Source organism: Agaribacterium haliotis, from assembly GCF_002312815.1.
GTDB classification, from domain to species: domain Bacteria; phylum Pseudomonadota; class Gammaproteobacteria; order Pseudomonadales; family Cellvibrionaceae; genus Agaribacterium; species Agaribacterium haliotis.
Genome location: NZ_NKQJ01000001.1, coordinates 95,528 through 114,964 on the forward strand (window position 1 = coordinate 95,528; position 19,437 = coordinate 114,964).

Annotated in this window: 15 protein-coding genes and 1 other RNA gene; all 16 read right to left on the reverse strand. The window is 52.8% G+C overall.

The features are described 5' to 3' along the window. Positions 1–2 precede the first annotated feature (2 nt). Positions 3–272, reverse strand: coding sequence for a YcgL domain-containing protein (locus CFK45_RS00435; RefSeq protein ID WP_096084436.1), 270 nt, complete (start codon positions 270–272; stop codon positions 3–5). After that, entirely contained in the window at positions 269–1,408 is a 1,140-nt protein-coding gene (gene rnd, locus CFK45_RS00440) for a ribonuclease D (protein ID WP_096084437.1), read from the reverse strand. Before rnd ends, CFK45_RS00435 begins: the two co-directional genes overlap by 4 nt. After that, the gene (recR, locus tag CFK45_RS00445) at positions 1,408–2,001 is read right to left on the reverse strand and encodes a recombination mediator RecR (protein ID WP_096084438.1); all 594 of its coding nucleotides are present in this window, start codon (positions 1,999–2,001) and stop codon (positions 1,408–1,410) included. The genes rnd and recR overlap by 1 nt, the downstream gene beginning before the upstream one ends. Positions 2,002–2,027: 26 nt before the next feature. After that, positions 2,028–2,348, reverse strand: coding sequence for a YbaB/EbfC family nucleoid-associated protein (locus CFK45_RS00450; protein ID WP_096084439.1), 321 nt, complete (start codon positions 2,346–2,348; stop codon positions 2,028–2,030). 18 nt (positions 2,349–2,366) lie between these two features. After that, a complete protein-coding gene (gene dnaX / locus CFK45_RS00455; protein ID WP_096084440.1) occupies positions 2,367–4,628 on the reverse strand; it encodes a DNA polymerase III subunit gamma/tau in 2,262 nt (753 codons plus the stop codon). 150 nt (positions 4,629–4,778) lie between these two features. Next, an RNA gene (ffs, locus tag CFK45_RS00460) (signal recognition particle sRNA small type) lies at positions 4,779–4,875 on the reverse strand. 258 nt (positions 4,876–5,133) lie between these two features. Next, positions 5,134–6,588: a DUF1552 domain-containing protein gene (locus tag CFK45_RS00465; RefSeq protein ID WP_158224561.1), complete on the reverse strand. Its 1,455-nt coding sequence runs from the start codon at positions 6,586–6,588 to the stop codon at positions 5,134–5,136. Between the two features lies 1 nt (position 6,589). Then, complete coding sequence (locus CFK45_RS00470; protein WP_158224562.1) at positions 6,590–9,322, reverse strand: DUF1592 domain-containing protein; 2,733 nt, start codon at positions 9,320–9,322, stop codon at positions 6,590–6,592. Between the two features lie 740 nt (positions 9,323–10,062). Beyond that, on the reverse strand, positions 10,063–12,054 hold the full coding sequence (locus tag CFK45_RS18220; RefSeq protein WP_143247439.1) for a c-type cytochrome: 1,992 nt from the start codon (positions 12,052–12,054) through the stop codon (positions 10,063–10,065). 218 nt (positions 12,055–12,272) lie between these two features. Further along, entirely contained in the window at positions 12,273–12,692 is a 420-nt protein-coding gene (locus CFK45_RS00480) for an FAD-binding oxidoreductase (RefSeq protein WP_239923486.1), read from the reverse strand. Between the two features lie 56 nt (positions 12,693–12,748). Further along, positions 12,749–14,188 (reverse strand): ribosome biogenesis GTPase Der, encoded by a 1,440-nt coding sequence (gene der, locus CFK45_RS00485; RefSeq protein ID WP_096084443.1) that lies wholly within the window; start codon positions 14,186–14,188, stop codon positions 12,749–12,751. A 75-nt stretch (positions 14,189–14,263) separates the two neighbouring features. Then, positions 14,264–15,409, reverse strand: coding sequence for an outer membrane protein assembly factor BamB (gene bamB / locus CFK45_RS00490; protein ID WP_096084444.1), 1,146 nt, complete (start codon positions 15,407–15,409; stop codon positions 14,264–14,266). 3 nt (positions 15,410–15,412) lie between these two features. Beyond that, complete coding sequence (locus CFK45_RS00495; protein WP_096084445.1) at positions 15,413–16,111, reverse strand: YfgM family protein; 699 nt, start codon at positions 16,109–16,111, stop codon at positions 15,413–15,415. Between the two features lie 4 nt (positions 16,112–16,115). Beyond that, positions 16,116–17,393, reverse strand: coding sequence for a histidine--tRNA ligase (gene hisS, locus CFK45_RS00500; RefSeq protein ID WP_096084446.1), 1,278 nt, complete (start codon positions 17,391–17,393; stop codon positions 16,116–16,118). Between the two features lie 167 nt (positions 17,394–17,560). Continuing rightward, a complete protein-coding gene (locus CFK45_RS00505) occupies positions 17,561–18,658 on the reverse strand; it encodes a RodZ domain-containing protein (RefSeq protein ID WP_096084447.1) in 1,098 nt (365 codons plus the stop codon). Between the two features lie 11 nt (positions 18,659–18,669). After that, on the reverse strand, positions 18,670–19,431 hold the full coding sequence (gene pilW / locus CFK45_RS00510; protein ID WP_096084448.1) for a type IV pilus biogenesis/stability protein PilW: 762 nt from the start codon (positions 19,429–19,431) through the stop codon (positions 18,670–18,672). Positions 19,432–19,437 lie beyond the last annotated feature (6 nt).

Sequence of the window (19,437 nt, forward strand, 5' to 3'; positions counted from 1 at the left end):
CCCTACGTGCTGCTGCCGAGCTGCTCTTCAACAGAAACCGACGGCGGCAGCTGCAGAAAATAGCCCGCATCTTCGAGCGCTTCAAGCACTTTGACAACGTCTACCTGCGCCAACTTGCGCTGTTTATCGAGGCTTAAGCTCATGGCCAGCTCGGTTTTACCAAGGCTTTGCAGCAAGCTTTCGGGCAAATCTTCAAGCTTTTGCCCTCGGTTAACATAGAGGTACAAACCCTCTTTTTTACTGCAGCGATATATTTCTACAAGTTTTTTCATAATTCTTTTAAAAATTGTCTTAAGGCCGAACCCAGTTGCTGTTCGCGCCAGCCCTGTAACATCGCCTCAAGCGGCTGCCAGGATTCAGCTGCGGCCAAGCGCAATATGCGCTCGCAGTCTTTTTTGCGAAATATCAGTTCCGGCGCCACGGCTAAATTGTCAGCCTGCGCATTGATAAACGCCCTGAGCGCCTGCAATTTTTCACGCTCACTTTTATTCAAGGGCTTAGGTAACGGCTCGGGCAGTTGATCGTCAGGCAGCGCTTCGACGCCGGCAATCAGCTCGACGATATGTTCGCCGTGCTTGCGCACGATGCGATCACTGATGCCCTCGATCTTACGCAACTGACTGATGTGCTTGGGCATACTCAGCGCCAGCTCGTACAAGGCGCCTTCTTTTATGACCCGGTTGCGCGGCACATCGTCCATCTGGGCAAGGTTTTCCCGCCAATCGGCCAAGCGCTGCAGCGCAGCGAGCTTGCGCGGTATCAGTTTCCAGGAATTTTTAATGCGATCGACGGCCTGGCGGCCCTGCTGGTTCGCTTTAAACTGACGATATTGGCGACGGGCGTCTTCGAGCACCCAGTCGAGCTTGTGCTGCTGCTCAAGCCGAGCAAAGAGCAACTGCGCCAGCTCAAACAAGTATTCAACATCGAGTGCCGCGTACATCAATTGGGCTTTGCTTAAGGGCCTTTGCAGCCAGTCCGAGCGCGTTTCAGCTTTCGGCAGCGCAAGCCCGAGCTCCTGCTCAACCAGCGCAGCATAACCCATTGATGCAGCACCGCCGGCAAAGGCAATGGCCACCTGAGTATCAAAAATTTGCGCCGGTATACAACCGAGGCACTGCTGAAGGACCTCCAGGTCTTCGCTGCAGGCATGCATAGCAATAATTCGCTGTTTATCATCGAGCAGCTCGATCAGTGGATACCAATCATCTATGCATGTTGGATCGACTAAATACGTCGCCTGACCATCGTTGAGCTGCAGTAAACCGGCGATCGGATAATAGGTCGAGGTGCGGATAAACTCAGTATCAAGCGCCAGCAGTTTGGTGTTTTGCCAGCTGTCGCACAGGCGCTCAAGTTCGGCGTCACTATCGACCCAGTGCACGGGCTGTTTTAATAGACTATCGGACATCAGAGCTGCCTTCTCGAGCTAAGTGCATGGGCAAGCGTACCGCCATCAATATATTCAAGCTCACCGCCAATCGGCACGCCGTGGGCGATGCGGCTAACTTTGACACCCGCTGCGCGGGCCTTTTCGGCAATGTAGTGAGCGGTCGCCTCACCTTCCATACTCGGATTGGTGGCGACAATAATTTCTTCAAGCTCATCATCGCGCATGCGCGCAGTCAACACATCTAAGCCAATGTCCGCCGGGCCTATGCCATCTATCGGTGACAGGCGCCCGTGCAGAACAAAATAATGACCGCCAAAGCTTGCACTCTGCTCGAGTGCCAAAACATCTGCCGGGCTTTCCACCACACAAATTAACTTTTTGTCGCGGCGCGGGTTATTGCATAAAAAGCACAAAGGCTCTTCGCTTAAGGTTCGACATCCCTGACAGCGCTGCACTTTTTCAACACAGTTATTTAAGGCGAGTGCGAGCCTTGAGGCCGCCTCGCGCTCGTGCTCCAACAGGTGCAAAGCCATACGCTGGGCGCTTTTGGGTCCGACCCCGGGCAAAACTTTCAGCGAGCGAATGAGCTCATCAATTAACGGCGAAAACATAAATCTAAACGGCAACCAGCTCCGGGTTAAAACGGCATTTTAAAGCCAGGAGGCATGCTCATACCGCCGGTGAGCTCGGCGAGGCTCGCCTGATTTTTTTCTTCGACACGGCGCACAGCGTCGTTCACTGCGGCGGCAAGTAAATCCTCGAGCATGGACACATCTTCGCTCAATACATCCGGATCAACCTTAACCTGTTTGACATCGTGGCGGCCAGTCATGACCACTTTCACCAAGCCGGCACCGGCCTGCCCTTCCACTTCTACATTGGCCAGCTCCTGCTGCATTTTCTGCATGTTCTCTTGCATTTGCTGGGCCTGTTTCATCATGTCACCAAGACCTTTCATCACCTGTCTTTGCTCCTGTTATTCGTCAATCACTTGCAGTGAGCTGTCATCCATCACTGCCGAAAAATGTTGTTCCAGTGTTTTTACCACTGCATCGGCCTTAAGAGAAGCCAGTGCGTTGGCTCTTCGCTCCTGCTGTTTTCTAAGTCGCCACTGAGCAGGTGTTTCCATGTGCTCTGGTTGCTGACCGGCTTCAATATCAACGCTGATCTCAGCGCCAAAATATTCACTGAGCGCACGCCCAAGGCTCAGCGCATGCTCTTTATTTAACAGCCCGCCGGAGAGTTCATCCTGTAAAAATAGCGCCCGACCATCTTCAAGCCCCATGCAAACCAGATTGGATGCCGTCATTTTTAACACACCGCCAATTGGCAACTGGCGATAGACACTGATCCAGGTATCGCAACCAAATTCCGCCAACGCAACCTTCGCCACCTGTTCGCTCGGCGCTGTGTGCTCACCGCTTTGCTCAGTAGAAGACAACGCTGCCACAGCGCGCTGCACGTGAGCGGCAGCTATATCCGCATTTGGCTGGGCGAGCGCTTGAGCGGAGGGCTCAGGGGGCCTGCTTTGCCGTTGCTGCTTAGCCGACTCTGGCTCTGGCAGCTCAGGCTTTTGCTGATGCACTGAGGGCTTGTGTTCGTACGCTGAGGGCTTGTGTTCATACGCTGAGGGCTCTTGATGCGCTGAAGGCTCCTCCTGCGCTGAAGACTCCTCCTGCGCTGAAGACTCTTCCAGCGAAGCTAAGGGCGCTTTGCTTGGTTCTTCCAAGGGTGCTTGCGGCGCAGCTGTTTGTGCCGCTGCGCCCGGCTGAAGTGGCGTCACTGTCGAGTTGAGCGCTGCCGGTGTGCCTCCTTGTGCAAGCTCGCCCGTGAGGGCTTCAGGCTTTTTTGAGCCACTGCCCTCCAGCACCGCTTCCGGACTTACAGTCTCTTGTCCAGCTGCCCCGCTGGGCTTCGGCGCTGGCTCGCTAGGCGCTAAGTGCTGCGATTGATGCCACGGCGGTATATCGCTGTCACTGGCCACCGGCGCGCCACTGTGTGACGGTGCTGCGGTCGCCGCAGCCTCTGCTGCATCGGGTACAGATGGCGCTGACGCTTGCTGGGCTGCGCTAGTTTGAAGCGCTGCCGGCTGCTGATCGGCAAGTACTTTTGCTGCGTCAGCGCTCAAGTTCTGAGTCGGCACATCAACAAGCCCTTGGGGTTTGAAGGCCAACATGCGCAGCAAGGTCATTTCAAAGCCGGTGCGCGGCACAACACTGTGCTGTAAATCGCGCTGGCCCATAAGTGCTGTCTGATAAAACAGCTGCACGTCTTCGGCGGCCAAACGGCTGGCAAAACTGAGCATTAAATCCCTGTCGCCATAGCTGTTATCGAGCGCTGCGGGCAGCGCCTGGGCGATGGCAATGCGGTGCAAAACCGTCTGTAAATCGGCCAGTGCTGCGCTGTAATCCGGTGCGTGCTCAGCAAATTGAGCCACCGCAGCGAGCAACGCAGCACCGTCTTCATTGATTAAGGCCTCAACTAAGGTCTGGGTAAACTTGTGATCGATGCTGCCGAGCATGGCCGCTACATCGGCATCTTGCAGTTTGCCGTTGCCAAAGGCGATGGCCTGATCGGTCAGACTCAGCGCGTCGCGCATCGAACCATCGGCCGCGCGCGCAAGCTGCCAAAGGGCGCCCGCGTCAAACGGCACCATTTCTTCGGCGAGAATATTCTGCAGGTGAGCCACAATTTTCTCTGGGCTCATGTTTTTCAGGTTAAATTGCAGGCAGCGACTCAATATTGTCGCCGGCAACTTTTGCGGGTCTGTCGTCGCCAGTAAAAACTTAACGTGCTCGGGTGGCTCTTCAAGGGTTTTTAAAAGTGCATTAAAGCTCGAGTTTGAGAGCATGTGCACTTCGTCAATCAGATAGATCTTAAAGCGGCCGCTGGTCGGTGCGTATTGCACGTTATCGAGCAGTTCACGCGTATCTTCAACTTTGGTGCGCGACGCCGCATCGACTTCAATCAAATCGACAAAGCGCCCCTCGTTTATTTCAACACAGGTCTGACAAACACCGCACGGAGAACTGCCAATACCAGTTTCGCAGTTTAGACAACGCGCCAAAATTCGTGCGACCGTGGTTTTACCAACCCCGCGCGTACCGGTAAACAGGTAGGCATGGTGCAGGCGATTGTGGTCCAGCGCGTTGATCAATGCCTTGAGCACATGCTCCTGGCCGACCATTTCACTAAAGATGCGCGGTCGCCATTTTCGCGCGAGGACCTGATAACTCATGGGCAGGCTCTATTCCTGTCAGCAGTGCAAAAACGGGGATTATACGCACAAAGTCTGACAAAAGCAGGCGTGACTATAAGCGGGGGAACGGACTGAAAAGCAAAGGGGCTTAATTAGAGATAAGACTTGCAGGCAAAGCTTGGAAGCGACCCAATCCAGCCACATCCCGGCACACAATTCAACTGCTACCGTTGCTTCCTTCCGGACCTGGCGGAGTTTACAGCTTCATGTTGCGAGAGGACCAAATTGGGCCACCACAGAAATCGAGTCTGGCTCGAAGGAGGCGCATTATCGCAGGTTCGCGACAGTTTTCAAGGGCTAATCAGAAGGAGTTTCAAGCATCTAAATAATCTACCAGACACTTGGATAAGAGCAAGATCCCCGACAAACGTATATGAAATACCGTTAATCAAGGCCTAAAAGCCGAGTGCCAAACAAACACGCCGCCACATAAAGCGGCGGAGTTTATTGTTAAAGCTATGCCAGCGACCCTTATTTAGGGTGGCTAAATACGCACCCCGAGCTCAGCAAAGCGGCCGCGACCTGCCCACTTGCTGTCACCAAAGGACTGATCTTGCAGGCCGTAACAGTTGGCAATCGAGGTCAGCAACTCAGTGTGATAAATCTTGTCGGCCGTATTCAGTTTGATATAGCGCCCCATATCAAACTTGCCACCGGCATTGCCAATCAGCACCTGGGTTGAGTCATCGCGGCCGTGAGAATTGCCATCGGCGTGAGAATAAATCCACAAGATCAGTGAATTATCCATCATTGTGCCATTGCCTTCGCTGATTGAGCTTAGGCGATCCACCAAGTAGTTTAAATTTTCGGCAGTGCGAACGCCGGAATTTACGATTGCCACAACGTTATTTTCATTGGCGCTGCGATTGTTTTTATTTAACAGGTCGTAGGTATAAAGATTTTCAGGCGCATTGTGGCTTTGACTACCGTGACCGTGAAAATGACCGGAATCAAACACAGATACACGCGATAAACCACACTGCAAACTCTGCAGCGCAATATCCATATGGGTTCGAATAACCGCACGTGACGTAGTTGTGGTGTTATTGCGAAAGTTTGCGTAGATACCGTCGGTAAAGTGGCGAGCATCGGCGCCGCGCTCGGGCAAGAGTTCATGGCGCTGCAACAAACCCGGGGCCGCACAAGCTCCGGCCATATCACTGCCATTGTGCAGTTTTTTCATGCCGTCAATCAGTTCAGCCAAACTATTTAAATGCTGATCTAAGCGCTGCTGATCGGCGGCGCCGACCTTGCCCTTCAGAAGCTGATAGCGCTCATAAGTCTGATCCAGCACCTCAATGCGACGCTGGGCCATTAGCTGCTGAATATCGTTACCTGCATTGCCCCCCAAATAGGTATCAAAGGCCTGGTAAGGATTGCGAATTGGAAAATCAGGTTGAAAGTTGCCTTTGTGACTAATCGCCTTGTAGGTGTCGTTGCCCTGCACGGTGGTATTGATGGTTCGAAATGCAGTTTGTGCACCGATGGTATTGGCAATATGTCGGTCGAGGCTGATACCGTCAACCGACTGCACATTTTGCTGTCGATTTTCATTTGTGCCCGGCCCGACATAGGGCTGCCCGGTAAGAATGGCCACTTCGGCGGATTCGTGGGTATTGTCTCGCGAAGCCGTAGTTGCACCTTTAATAACCGTCATCAAACGCTTTTTACTTTCAAGCGGTTTTAAAATATCACCAAAGCCTATTTGCTCGAGATTGTAGCTACCCGGGGCGCGATTTTGATCGCTGGCATCAAGCCAGGCTTTGCGCATAGAGCCCAAACCATTAAATACAACAAATAAACGCTGCGGCATGCCATCGGCGGTAAAACCGGGGCCGGTGTTTGCGTGAGCAAGTGTTGGCGCAAAGTACTCCAGCCAAGGCAAACCCAAAGCCAAACCACTGGTGCCAAGCAGGCGACGTCGACTCATTCTTTTCATGTTACTGCACCTGTGTTCGATAGAGGAAAGCATCGGTTTGAGTAAAAGCGACCAGTAGTGCCTTTATGCTTTTACCACTGTCGACAAAACTTTTATAAGCCTGATCCACTGAGCACTTGTCATAGGCTTTGTTATCCAATACACGCCCGTAGCTATAGTGCCCCCAGTTTTTCACTGCACAGGCCGTCACCGTTTCACTTGCAGCAAGCGCACTGACAAACTCCGCAGGCCCCGGGTAATAACCCGACAACTCCCCTGCCCCAAGCACCTCGGCAGTTGCATCAATGGCGTGGGTATAACTCTTACCCGTGGCATCGTCTTTGGTGACTTCCTGCTCGCGCCAGCGACCACTGGCGTCGTAATTTTCAAAAACAAAACCCGGCGGATTAATTAAACGGTGGCAGGCGCTGCACTCGGAATTAATACTGGTCTGCGCCACCCAGCGCTCGCGCGTCGACTTTGTAGGGTCTGGCAGGGGCGGCTCAATGGGCAGTGCATCACTATCGGCCGGCGCCGAGATTGGCTTACACATTACCTTGCCATAAAGAAAAGCACCGCGAAGTATTGGCGCAGACTCGACGTCGTGCGCGTGAGTCGCCATAAAACTCGCGTGCGTTAAAATACCGTGATTTTTCTTTTTAGTGCCGTCGTAGACCATTGCAAATTCATTGCTTGCCGGTGCATCAATTCCGTAGAACGAGGCGAGCTTGTTATTTGCAAAGGAATAATTCGCCGTCATTAGCTCATCAAAGCTACCGTCGTGCTGATCAAAAACATGATTAATAAATGACTGAGTCTCTTGCCACAAAAGCCCCGGTATCTCCTCGTCAAAATCCGGATACACCTCGGCGTTTCGCATTAAGCCCTGCAGGCTATCGAGCCCCATCCAGCCGGTAAAATAGTTGTGTAAAACAGCTTTAGCTTTATGATCGTTTAGCAGGCGCTCTGCCTGGGTTTTTATCACCGCACGGTCGCGAAGTTTGTCCATCGCCGCTAACTCGCGCAGCGTGGCATCGGGTGCAGTACCCCAAAATAAATACGACAGGCGATTGGCAACCTCCCATGAACTCAGCTGCAAGACCCCGTCATTATTGTTGTCGGCGATGCCGTGTTCTGGGCGATATAAAAACTCTGGCGCTTGCAGAACTGCTTCAACAACCATCTGCAAAGCCGGTTTAAAACCAAGGTCGTCTTTGTTATCGCGGTAAATTGCCGTTAAATAATTCAGCTCATCACTTTTAATCGGCCGGCGAAATGCGCGCTCACCTAACTTGGCAATAAAACTGCTTGCACAATTATCATCAAACGCGGAACAGTTAAATAGCGCCTCGCCATCGCCCGTATCGGCCGGAGGGAACAGCACGTCACAGCGCTGAGAGCCAATGCCTGTATCACACAGGCAGACACTGCTCGCCGAGGCGCTGTTCTGGCAATCAAAAGCGCTGTCGCCAAAGCTCGTTTTACACTGCGCCGTGCTATTACATTGATCGCCACCCAGAGCGGCCCCAGAGCTCAACTGCAAGGCCGAGGTATAAACCGCAGCAATTTTTTCAGCCGCACTTTGAAAACCTTGAATATGAATTAACGATACATTGTGTGAACTTTCAGCGGTGTCGAAGCCGGTACCGGTCTCGCCCTGAACTAAGTCGGCAAACAGAGCGGCATCTAAGCCAAGCAAGTCCTCGACAGTGTTAATGTACTCGCGCTTATTTAAACGCTTCATCACACTTTCGCCGACATTAATACTGCCATCATCACAACTGACAATGACATCGTCTTCAAGGTTCGGTTTGTAAAAAACCTCCATTATAAATTTGGCGGTATCGGCGGCGCATTGGCCGTTACAATTCGCTTCATTGCCCGGCGGCATGGTCGAGACAATTTTTTCGAACAATGCAGCGTCGCCGTCAGCACAGGTTTCGCAGTACTGGCCAATTAAACTGTAAAGATTTTTCTCGGCCTCAGTGCTGCCGGCATCGCCCGCAGGGCCGTGGCAACCTTCACAAAACTGTGCGTAGTCTTTTTCACCCTGAACTAAATTGCCGAGCAACGGCTCATCACTTGGCATTGGGCTTGGCATAGCGCTCGGTTTCGGGGTTGGCGCGGCGCTGGAAGAAGGCTCGGGCTCAGGCATAGTCCCGACATAGCTCCACAAATACGCAGCAATGTCTTTAGCGCACTGTCCCACACAATTTTCCGCCGGGCCTTTAGGCATTAACGCCTCGATATAAAGCGCTAAGTTCGCTTCGCTGTCCGCTGTATAGTTGGTGTCTTGCGGATATTTGAGATCATTAACATCAAAGTCGGCAAAACCTGCAAAAGTACCATCGAGATTATCGATATGACAGCTGCCGCACATCGCGCTGCCCATTAAAATTTCGCCATTCACCGGATCGGCCTCGGGCTCAGGCTCGGAACTGGGCTCAACGGAAGGCTCAACGCTCGGTAAAACACTGGGCTCAGGGCTCGGTAACGGGCTGGCAGCACTGCTTGGTACTGGGCTTGGTACTGGGCTTGGCTTAGCCGATGGCAGCGGGCTCGGTTGAGCACTGGGGGCAGCGCTTGGTGCAAACGTCGGCATAAACGTAGGCGCGACCGTTGGCTGTGTTGTCGGCTGAACGGTCGGCTGCGCACTAGGAGCAACTGTCGGCTGGCCACCCGGCGAACCGCTGGGCAAAGGCTTCGGGCTGACAATAGGTTGAGGCGTCGATGAGGCCCCGGCTCCGGGCAGCACATTATCCTCCGGACTCGCAACTTCAGGCCCGGCCCCACACGATATAAGAAAAACAAGGGCGGACAAGTAAAAACACAAGTGCCCCCAGCGATAACGACCCATAACAAACTCTCCATCTCCCAATGGGCCGCAGTTTACTTAGCAATAAAAATTGCAAATGTGAATGTAATCGTTTTCTAACCTAAAAGACTTTTAAATACAGGCAAACGGAACAAAAATGCATAAAAAACACAGAAGAGCATACAGAGAACAAAAAAGAGCAAATTTAAAATATTACTTACACAAAACTATCTGGCACGAATAGAAGAGGCCATCGCTTTTTGTTAAAGCCGCATATAAATTTATATATAAAAATGATCTTGAAATATAAAAAACACCTGTCCGATATTTTTGTCCGATAGCACAGAGCCCAGACAAAACCATTGTTTCGTCGCTTACACTCACTTAAATAAAAATTTTTTAGCGGTCAAGCTAGCTATATAAGACGGGAAAAATGAAGCCAAGAACAAGCAAAGTACGGAATAACATCAACGCGACAAACGGCAAAGAAAGGCAGACACAAAAAAGGCGCTGAATCAAAGACCACTCAGCGCCTTATATGATAGCTACGTTATTGAGAATTAACTCAGTAAATTAATTACCCAAAGCGGCTCAGAAATTAACTAACGATCTCTGCCCGAATATGCACCACTGCAAATTAAGCAGATAAAAACGCAGTGTTAGACACCGCGTTTTTTACGCTAATTTAATTTTTCGAGAATATATTGGGTTGTATTCGCAGAACACTGACCGCCACACGCACCCGGGTTGGTCGGCGGCATGGTATTTAAAATCTTCTCATACAGCGCCAGCGCACCTTGATTACAGGAAGTGCAATTCGCACCAACGATCTGCTTGCCAGCATTGCCCACATCCCCCTTCGGGCCGTGACAGTGAGAGCAATACATCTGATAGTCCAACTCACCTTGAGCAACATCCGGGGTAAATGGCAGTGGATTTGGCTCGGGATCCGGCATAGTGCCCACATAGCTCCACAAGTAGGCTGCAATATCCTCAGCACATTGGCCAACACAGTTTGCCACTCCGCCCTGAGGCATCGTTTCCTCGATATACACAACAAGGTCAGCTTCACTATCGGCGGAATACATACTCTTATCAGGGTACTTCAAGTCGTTCATATCAAATGCAGCGAAACCGCCATAGGTACCATCCATATTATCCTGGTGACAGATTGAGCACATAGTACTGCCCATTAAAATCTCACCATTGACTGCATCCGGCGTGGCTTCCGGCGTCGGCGTCGGCGTCGGCGTTGGTGTAGGCGTCGGCGTTGGTGTAGGCGTCGGCGTCGGCGTTGGTGTAGGCGTCGGCGTTGGTGTAGGTGTAGGCGTCGGCGTTGGTGTAGGCGTTGGTGTAGGCGTTGGTGTAGGCGTCGGCGTTGGTGTAGGCGTCGGCGTTGGTGTAGGTGTAGGCGTCGGCGTTGGTGTAGGCGTCGGCGTTGGTGTAGGCGTCGGTGTAGATGTCGGCGCTACAGTCGGCTTAGCCGTCGGGGCAACCGTTGGACGAGCCGTCGGCGCGACAGTCGGCTGAGCTGTCGGCAGCGGGCTTGGTAATACTGGTGGCATCATCGTTGGCACAGGCTCAGGCGCAGCCTCAATATAAGTCCAAAGATAGGCCGCAATATCGCGCGCGCAGTCGTCAATACAAGCTTCTGCGCCAGCTTTTGGCATGGTCTCAGCAAGATACTGAGCCAGCTGCTCAACTGTATCGGCACGATAGTTTGTATTGCTCGGATACTTCAACTCAGCAAGCGTATAGGGGTAAGGCCCGCCAAAGCTGCCGTCTTTGTTGTCCGCATGGCAACCCACACACATAGCTCCGCCGGCAAGTTGCGCACCTTTTTCAGCATTGCCCTTTGGTGCCGAGCTGGGCTCAGGCTGAGGCAGCCCACCCGGCTCATCGCTTGGCTGAGCCGTAGGTAAAACCGTTGGCTGAGTGCTCGGCTGCGTATCTGGCGTCGGCTGAGGCTCCGGATTTACACTTGGCTGGCCAGAAGGCAGAGGCTGAGGTTTTGCCGCAAGTTGAGCTTGCGCATTCCAGCTGCGTATATAAGCACTAACATCCAGTGCACACTGGCCAGTACACCCGCCGGGCATACGCTTAGCAGTATAAGTACTCAAGCTTTCATCAAAGCCAGCTTCCGAATGGCGATAGAGCTTTTTCTTCGGGTCCAGTTTATTGAGACCGTCACCATCATCTCCGTGACAGCCGAAACACTGGCGATTTGAATACTCCTGCTTGCCCCGTTCAACATCTCCCCTTTCGAGCACCGCTTTTTCATCAATAACATCAACATAGGAATGCTCGAGCTCACCGTCACTAACAGTAAGTTCTATACGGTAAGTTTTGCTGTCATCGTATAGCATGCTTGGTGAAGCGCTTTGCCAGTCACCATCAATATCGCCCCCCCAGCGATATGTAATTTCATTGCCATCGACATCAAAACTCTCAGACGCATCAAATTGCAATTGGCCATCAACAAGCTCAAATTTAAAAAACGCAAAAGGTTTATTATTTTGCCCCGGTATTACCGGCGCCGGCGTCTGCTCGCCACCGCCAGACTGTTCATCTTCATCAAGCGGGCTATCAACATCGACCGCTCCGCCACAAGATATTAAAAAAACGAGGCTGAGCAAATAAAAACATTTGCGCCCCAATACGTAATTAAGCATCTCAATTCTCCATCTCCCAGAGCGCCGAAGTATAAAATTGCCCCGAACTAGAAAATGTTAATACGGTCACTTACGTATAATTAATGAACACTATGCCGACAGGCGGTTGGCAGAAACCCAAACTAAAGAAGCAATATTTTGCGATATTTTTTTTAAGTATGAGAAACAGAAGGGATCGGAAGCACAACTAAAGGCGGCCTTAAATTGGGGCTGGACAACTAAAAACCGGGGCTTAACTGCAACACTTGTTTTTGTTCGTCGTCGGTTAACGGGCCGTAATTGCGCGGATAGGGCCAACCGTAACCCCAGCGAAATTGAGTTGGAAAATATGGCGAACCACCAATGCGTACACCGGCAAGCATAATAAGCGCAACACTGTGCTCACCTAAGCCGGATACACACTGTTGCAAAGCGACATCCGCCTCTATGCGCTGCAGATAACTGCCGCCTTGCCAATAGGCAAAATCATGGGCCGTACAACATTCGAGCCACAGCTTTTCCTGCTCGGAAGTACCATCGGGAAAGGCACTGCAGCCATCGCTGGTAAATGGAACAAGTGTTGACGCGACAGCAGCTTGTTTAGAAAAAAAAGCCGAGAAAAATATACTGGCAACACATATACGAACAAAAACGGCCATATCTATCTAACACCCAGACTGCATTAAACCTTAACAAACAGGCCTTAGAGCTAGCGCTACCGTTTGCCGCGATTCGGAGCGGTATTTCTTCCGCCTTTTTTCTGCTGGCTTTGTTCGCGCAATTTTTGTTGGCGATTACTTTTTATTTTTGCTTTTTTACCTTCAAAGGGATTGTCGGCGGTTTTAAATTCGATGCGAACAGGTGTGCCGTGTAAGTCGAGTGCCCGGCGAAAGGTTTTCTCCAAATAACGATGGTAGTGACCGGGCACGCTGCGCGTCTGATTGCCGTGAATCACAATAATCGGTGGATTGTGGCCACCGCTGTGCGCATAGCGCAACTTTATTCGCCGCCCCTGAACCAGCGGAGGCTGGTGCTCACTTACCGCATGCTCAAGCACTTTGGTTAAAAAGCTGGTTGAAAATTTTTCAGTCGCGCTTTGATAGCTTCGTTTAATGCTCTGATATAAATGTCCAACGCCAGTGCCATGCAATGCCGAAATAAAATGCATATCAGCAAAGTCGACAAAACGCAGGCGACGCTCAAGCTCGGTTTTCACATAAGCTTTATGTTCGCTGTCGAGCCCATCCCATTTATTTAGCGCTATCACCAGTGCCTTACCGGTATCAATAACATGGCCAAGCAGGTGCAAATCCTGCTCAACGATGCCCTCTTGCGCATCGACAACCAAAATAACAACATTGGCGTCATCAATGGCTTGCAGGGTTTTAACTATTGAAAACTTCTCAACCGAAAGTTTGATGTTTTTCCTGCGCCGAACCCCCGCAGTATCAATCAGGGTATAGGCCTCGCCTTCTCGTTCATAGGGAATATAAACGCTGTCGCGCGTTGTGCCCGGCATATCAAATACCACGACGCGATCTTCACCGAGCATGCGGTTAACCAGGGTGCTTTTGCCGACATTTGGCCGCCCGACAACGGCGATACGAATGCCTTTTGAAGCCGGGTCGGCCGCTTCGCTTACGGCCTCATCAACAACGACGGTATCGGGCTGGGCTTCGACGATGGCCTGCTGCAAGCTTTTTAAGCCGCGCCCCTGGGCTGCGGCTGTGCCGACGATATGGCTAAAACCGAGCTCATAAAATTGGCTGACCACGACATCTTCATTCTGACCATCAACCTTGTTTGCAACCAGCACAACTTTTTTACTGTTGCGACGCAAGTGCTCGGCGATCTCTTCATCGGCGCTGGTAATGCCGTCTTTACAGTCGACCAAAAATAAAACCAGGTCGGCCTCTTCAATAGCCTGATAACTTTGCCCGGCCATCTCAAGGTCGATGCCCTCTTCTTCCCCACTTAAACCACCGGTATCGATGGCAAGGTAGCGGCGCTCGCCAATTTCGAGCTCGCCGTATTTGCGATCGCGGGTCAGGCCGGCGTGGTTGGCCACGAGCGCATCGCGGGTTTTGGTAAGGCGATTAAACAGCGTCGACTTGCCCACATTTGGGCGTCCGACCAGAGCGACTGTAGCTAACATGGCAGGCCTAAAGGCTGATGAGTATGGAGGTAAATTGTAGAGCGCCTTGGCACCGGCGCTCAAGCAACAACAAAACTAGGGTTTAAGGGAGTAGATCGACACCTTGCCATCATCGCTAAGGGCCAAAAAACCACCGTCGACAAACAGCATCGGCGCACTGAAACCGTCGCCACTTAACTTGCGGCGCCCGGCAAAACTGCCGTCGGCCTTGTTAAGCACATGCAAATAGTCGTCGTCGTCAATAACCAATACGTAGTTATCGAGCAGCAGAGGTGAATCGAGACCACGCATCTGCATCTGCTCGTTGGTCCAGAGTATGCTGCCATTGGCTGCGTTAAAGGCGACAACATGGCTCTCATCGGTAACGGCATAAACATGAGCACCGTCGACCGCCAGATTGCGATAGCTGCTTAAATCCTGCTTCCACAGCACCTGACCCTTAGCTTTACTAAAGCTCGCCAGAGCGCCTTGATAGGTCGCAGCGTAGACCATGCCGCCATCGATAATCGGGCTGCCGTCTATATCAATCATTTTCTCAAGGTCGTGGCGCCCCTTGGGTGAACTGACCCGACCGCTCCACAGCAGCGCTCCGTCGCGCACATTCAGCGCAACAATCTGGCCGTTGGCAAAAGCGGCAATCACCTGATTGCGCTGCACCACAGGGTTTGCCGTTCCGCGCAGCGTCAAAGCGGGCACAGCGTGATCGTAACGCCACAGCTGCTTACCATCGCGTGTCGAAAAGCCGTAGAGGCGACCGTCGATGGTTTGCGCAACCACAACGGTCGAGCTTGTTGCGGGCACACTGAGAATCTCGCTGGAGGTCTCAGCCAACCACTTTTGCTCGCCAGTTTCGGCATCCAGAGCGATTAGCTCGCCTTTAAAGGTACCGACGTAAACATTTTGCCGCCCAAGGCCCACCCCGGCGGCAATGTCGCTATCAACATTGCTTTTCCAGAGATTTTTTTTGCGTTCAAGATCGTAGGCGTAAACGCGCCCCTTGGCATCGGCGACAAACAGGCGTTGCTCGTCAAGTGCCGCCATCAAATTGGACGCGCGCTTATCGCGACCGGAACCAAAACCCTTGCCCCAGTCGCGCTTGATTTTTACCGTCGCATCAAAATCGGCAAGGCCCGAACGCTTGAGCTCATCTTTGTTTTTATTTGACGAGCACGCCGCAACGGCAAAGAGCAAACACAGGGCGAGAACTGAACGCAATTTCATTAATTAACCTTCGCTTTCGCTGGGAAGAGCAGGCTCAAGGGACTCAGCTGGTGCCAGACCGTCGAGCTTAAACTGAATAATGCCGCGCTGGGCAAACTGCTGAGGCGTCAGCGCTCCGAGCGCTTGCTGATAGGCCGTGCGTGCGTTTTGCGGCTCGGCCTTGGCAACATAGGCATCGCCACGTATTTCAGCGTACAGCGCTTGAACCGATTCAGATTGGCTAGGCGCCACCAGTGCCAGCGCAGCGTCGTAATCACCTGCGGCAATTTCTACTCGCGCCAAACGCGCCTTCGCTACCGCGATCACCGCCTCATTGGAGCCGTTGTCGACAACGGCTTGCAAAGCCTCACTGGCGGCAGCGTAATTGTTGTCTTGCACAGCAATGCGCGCGCTCACCATCGCCGCCAAATCGGCGTACATAGAGCCGGCGTATTGCTTCTGAATGTCTGCCGCCAGCGCTCCGGCCTCGGCTTTTAATTCATCACTGAAAGCGGCTTCGCCAACCGGCTGAATTAACTCAATTAAAGCCTGGTATTCATCCGAGGCTTTTTCAGCTTGCGCCTTTTTGTGATCACCGTAAAAGTTCCAACCGGTATAAAGCAGTGCGGCGGCGACGATCGGAACCACCACACTCAACCAATTGTTATCCCACCAGCGTTTGATCGCTTCAATTTGTTCTTCTTCTGTCAGATGATCAGCCACGTTATTACTCCTGATTAAAAACCGCCGCGAGCGCATCAGTGCTCACGGTTTGTTGTTCGCGCTCTTCGCGCAGATATTTAATGCCGACCTCATTGCGAGCGACTTCGTCCTCACCGAGCACCAAGGCTACCGAGGCGCCGCTTTTGTCGGCTTTTTTCATCTGGGCGCGAAAGTTGCCACCCCCACAATGTACTTGTACACGCAAACCCGAGTGCTGATCGCGCAGCTTGTCGGCCAGACTCATCGCTTCGGCTTTGACATCGCCAACGGCAACAATATAGACATCGAGCTGCTGGGCGAGCTGCGCCGGCACCAAGTCCAGCTCGGTGAGCATTAGCACCAGGCGCTCAACGCCCATGCCAAAACCAATGGCCGGTGTTTGTTTGCCGCCTAACTGCTCCACTAAACCGTCGTAGCGGCCGCCACCACATATCGTACCCTGGGCACCGAGCTTGTCGGTCACCCACTCAAAAACGGTTTTGCTGTAGTAGTCGAGCCCGCGCACCAACAGCGGATTGACCTCGTAATTGACGCCGAGTTGGTCGAGAAGTTTCAAAAGTGCAGCAAAGTGCTCGCGACTGTCGTCATCGAGAAAGTCGCTGAGCATCGGCGCCTGCGCAAACAGCGCACGCGTGCTATCGACCTTGGAGTCAAAAATACGCAGAGGATTAGTGTGCAGGCGGCGCTGGCTATCCTCGTCGAGCTTGTCTTTGTGCGCCTCAAAATAGCTGATCAATGCCTGGCGATGCGCCTTGCGCGCATCGGCGTTGCCGAGGCTATTTATTTGCAGCGTAACGTGCTCAAGCAGCCCCAATTTGCGCCACAGGCTGGCCGTCATTTGCAGAAGCTCAGCATCGATATCGGGGCCGGCAAAACCAAAGGCCTCAACCCCAAATTGATGAAACTGGCGCAAGCGCCCCTTTTGCGGTTTTTCGTGGCGGAACATCGGCCCGCTGTACCACAACTTCTGAGTCAAAGTGCCGCGATCAAACAGCATTTGATGCTGCTCACACGCGCGCACACAGCTGGCGGTGCCCTCGGGCCTGAGGGTCAACATGTCACCGTTTCTGTCTTCAAAGGTGTACATCTCTTTTTCGACGATGTCCGTCGCCTCGCCGATGCCGCGCTTAAACAGTTCGGTCTGCTCCAAAAGCGGAAAGCGCATTTCGCGATAGCCGTAGCTCAATAAAACACTGCGAATGCTCGACTCGAGATACTGCCACACCGGGCTGTCGCCGGGCAGCAGGTCCTTCATGCCAGTAATGGCCTGTATTTTTTTCAAAGATTTACCTAGTTAGCCAACCGCAGGCTGGCTCCATTCATTAAATAGCGGCGCAACTATATTGGCGCCCGCTGTTCATTGACGCCCGCTGTTCATTGGCGCCCGGTGTTCACGCTTGCCGGTTGCGCTCGCAAGCTCGCGCCCCGCTCAGACCCTGGCTTTCAAACTTAGGGCAGAGTAAAACGGGCCGTATCCCGGCCGCTGCGCACGGGTACATCAACTGACTCACCGTCAACGACCAGTGAGACTGCCCTCGCATTGCCGAGCATCAAGTTCAGTGGCGCCTGGCCAAAAAGGCGCAGATTATCGCCGCTGCGCTGAATATCTGCAAATAACAACTTCCCACTGCCATCTTTTACCTCTACCCAGCAGTCATCTGTAAAACTGAGCTCAAGCTGTCGCTGCATCGCTGCGCCCTGCTCGGCAAGCTCTGCTGCCAAAGCGCCGTTGGCGCTATCCCCTTGCTCTGCGGGCGCCGACTGCGCAGCCGGGCCGGTGTTACTGGCTTGAGACACTTGCCCCCGAGGCGCTAACTGCGGCGCAGCCTGCTGCTCTGCCGATAACTCGGCGCTGTCACTGCTACTGTTATCAGCACGATTGTCGGCCCTGTCACCAACATCATCACCGACGTCATCACCAACGCCGCCACCCTGATAGCGAGGCTCAGAAGCATCGCCATTTTGAGTTGGCTCGGCACGCTCTGGCCCCGATGTTTGCTCAAGCTCGGCGCCCGGCTCAAGCTGGCTGTCTTGCGCCAGCACCGGGTTACTCTGATCGAGCACCAAAGCCTCTACAATATCGGCCTCGGCAATATCGGCCTCAATCGGCGCCAGATTTTTCTGCTTGTGTTTAGCTTCACCCCCCGAACTCAAGACAAACACCAACACCACCAAAAACAGCACCGCGGCGGCACCGATCACCATCGGCACATTCATGCCACCGCCGGCCTCAACAGCATCGTCAAGTGATTCATTGTCACTTTGAGCCGCGCGTTGCAAGGCGTGAAATTCATTGACCAAAGCCGCACCATCGGCGCCGAGCAGCTTGGCATAACTGCGCAAGTAACCGGATACAAATACCGGGTTGCCTATGGCCTCGTAGTCGTCCGCCTCTAACAACGGCAGCTTTTTTTCGGGAATGCGGCTCTGGCGCCACGCCTCGTCGAGGCTCAGCCCCTGCGCCTCGCGCAGTGCTTTTAACTTGGCTCCGGGACCGGGCCCCGAACTAGTGTGGTGCTGGATCTCAGTATCTTGCGACGACTCCACAGCAAGCGTTCCTATTTCAACGAGTTTTTGTAATCGAGGTATTCCTGCGAATACGGGTGTAAGTTCTTAAGCGCCAGGGCGTAGCTGGCCTCTTTGTCTTTGTTGCCAAAAATACGTTCGATGCGAATGCCCAGCCACAGACTTCGTGCGCTCGCCTGAGCATAAGCACTGTATAAGTCAAGATTGCGCTTGGCCTCTGAATACTCGCCATCATCAAATTGCATTTCGGCCAGTTCAAGCGCCGCCGGCGCATTGCTCTTGCTGATATTTAAGGCGTGTTCAAAGGCACCGCGTGCGCGCTTGCTATCGCCGAGAGCAAGTGAGCAAAGCCCGAGTAAATAAAGTGCATTGCCCCGGCTCGGGTAGGTGATATCGGCGCTGGCTTTTTCAAGATACGGACGCGCGTCGGCGCAGCGCCCGTTTTCAAATAAAAAGCGCGAATAACTAAGTTCGATGCTCGACATACTAAAATCGGCTCTGAGCTTCATCGCCCGCCGGAATTTCTGGTCGGCAAGCTCGGTCTCGCCGTTGAGCTGGTGAACCATGGCAATACCGGCCATCGCTTCGGCCGATTTTGCATCCATGTCCTGAGCGGTAGAAAAAGCCCTAAGCGCCCGATCGCGCTCATTTTTCTGCAGGTAGTTCATGCCCAGTTTGACATTCGCCTCTACCGCTTTTTGCTTGTCGAGCTTGGGGCCGTTATCAATGGTCGATACACAGCCGGCAAGCAAGATAGCGAACAGCAATACCGTACATCGGTGCAGATAGTTCATTTATGT

Coding starts and splice junctions, on each gene's coding strand:
- CFK45_RS00435 (WP_096084436.1), bottom strand. CDS start 272: ATGAAAAAACTTGTAGAAATATATCGCTGCAGTAAAAAAGAGGGTTTG.
- rnd (WP_096084437.1), bottom strand. CDS start 1,408: ATGTCCGATAGTCTATTAAAACAGCCCGTGCACTGGGTCGATAGTGAC.
- recR (WP_096084438.1), bottom strand. CDS start 2,001: ATGTTTTCGCCGTTAATTGATGAGCTCATTCGCTCGCTGAAAGTTTTG.
- CFK45_RS00450 (WP_096084439.1), bottom strand. CDS start 2,348: ATGAAAGGTCTTGGTGACATGATGAAACAGGCCCAGCAAATGCAAGAG.
- dnaX (WP_096084440.1), bottom strand. CDS start 4,628: ATGAGTTATCAGGTCCTCGCGCGAAAATGGCGACCGCGCATCTTTAGT.
- CFK45_RS00465 (WP_158224561.1), bottom strand. CDS start 6,588: ATGAAAAGAATGAGTCGACGTCGCCTGCTTGGCACCAGTGGTTTGGCT.
- CFK45_RS18220 (WP_143247439.1), bottom strand. CDS start 12,054: ATGCTTAATTACGTATTGGGGCGCAAATGTTTTTATTTGCTCAGCCTC.
- CFK45_RS00480 (WP_239923486.1), bottom strand. CDS start 12,692: ATGGCCGTTTTTGTTCGTATATGTGTTGCCAGTATATTTTTCTCGGCT.
- der (WP_096084443.1), bottom strand. CDS start 14,188: ATGTTAGCTACAGTCGCTCTGGTCGGACGCCCAAATGTGGGCAAGTCG.
- bamB (WP_096084444.1), bottom strand. CDS start 15,409: ATGAAATTGCGTTCAGTTCTCGCCCTGTGTTTGCTCTTTGCCGTTGCG.
- pilW (WP_096084448.1), bottom strand. CDS start 19,431: ATGAACTATCTGCACCGATGTACGGTATTGCTGTTCGCTATCTTGCTT.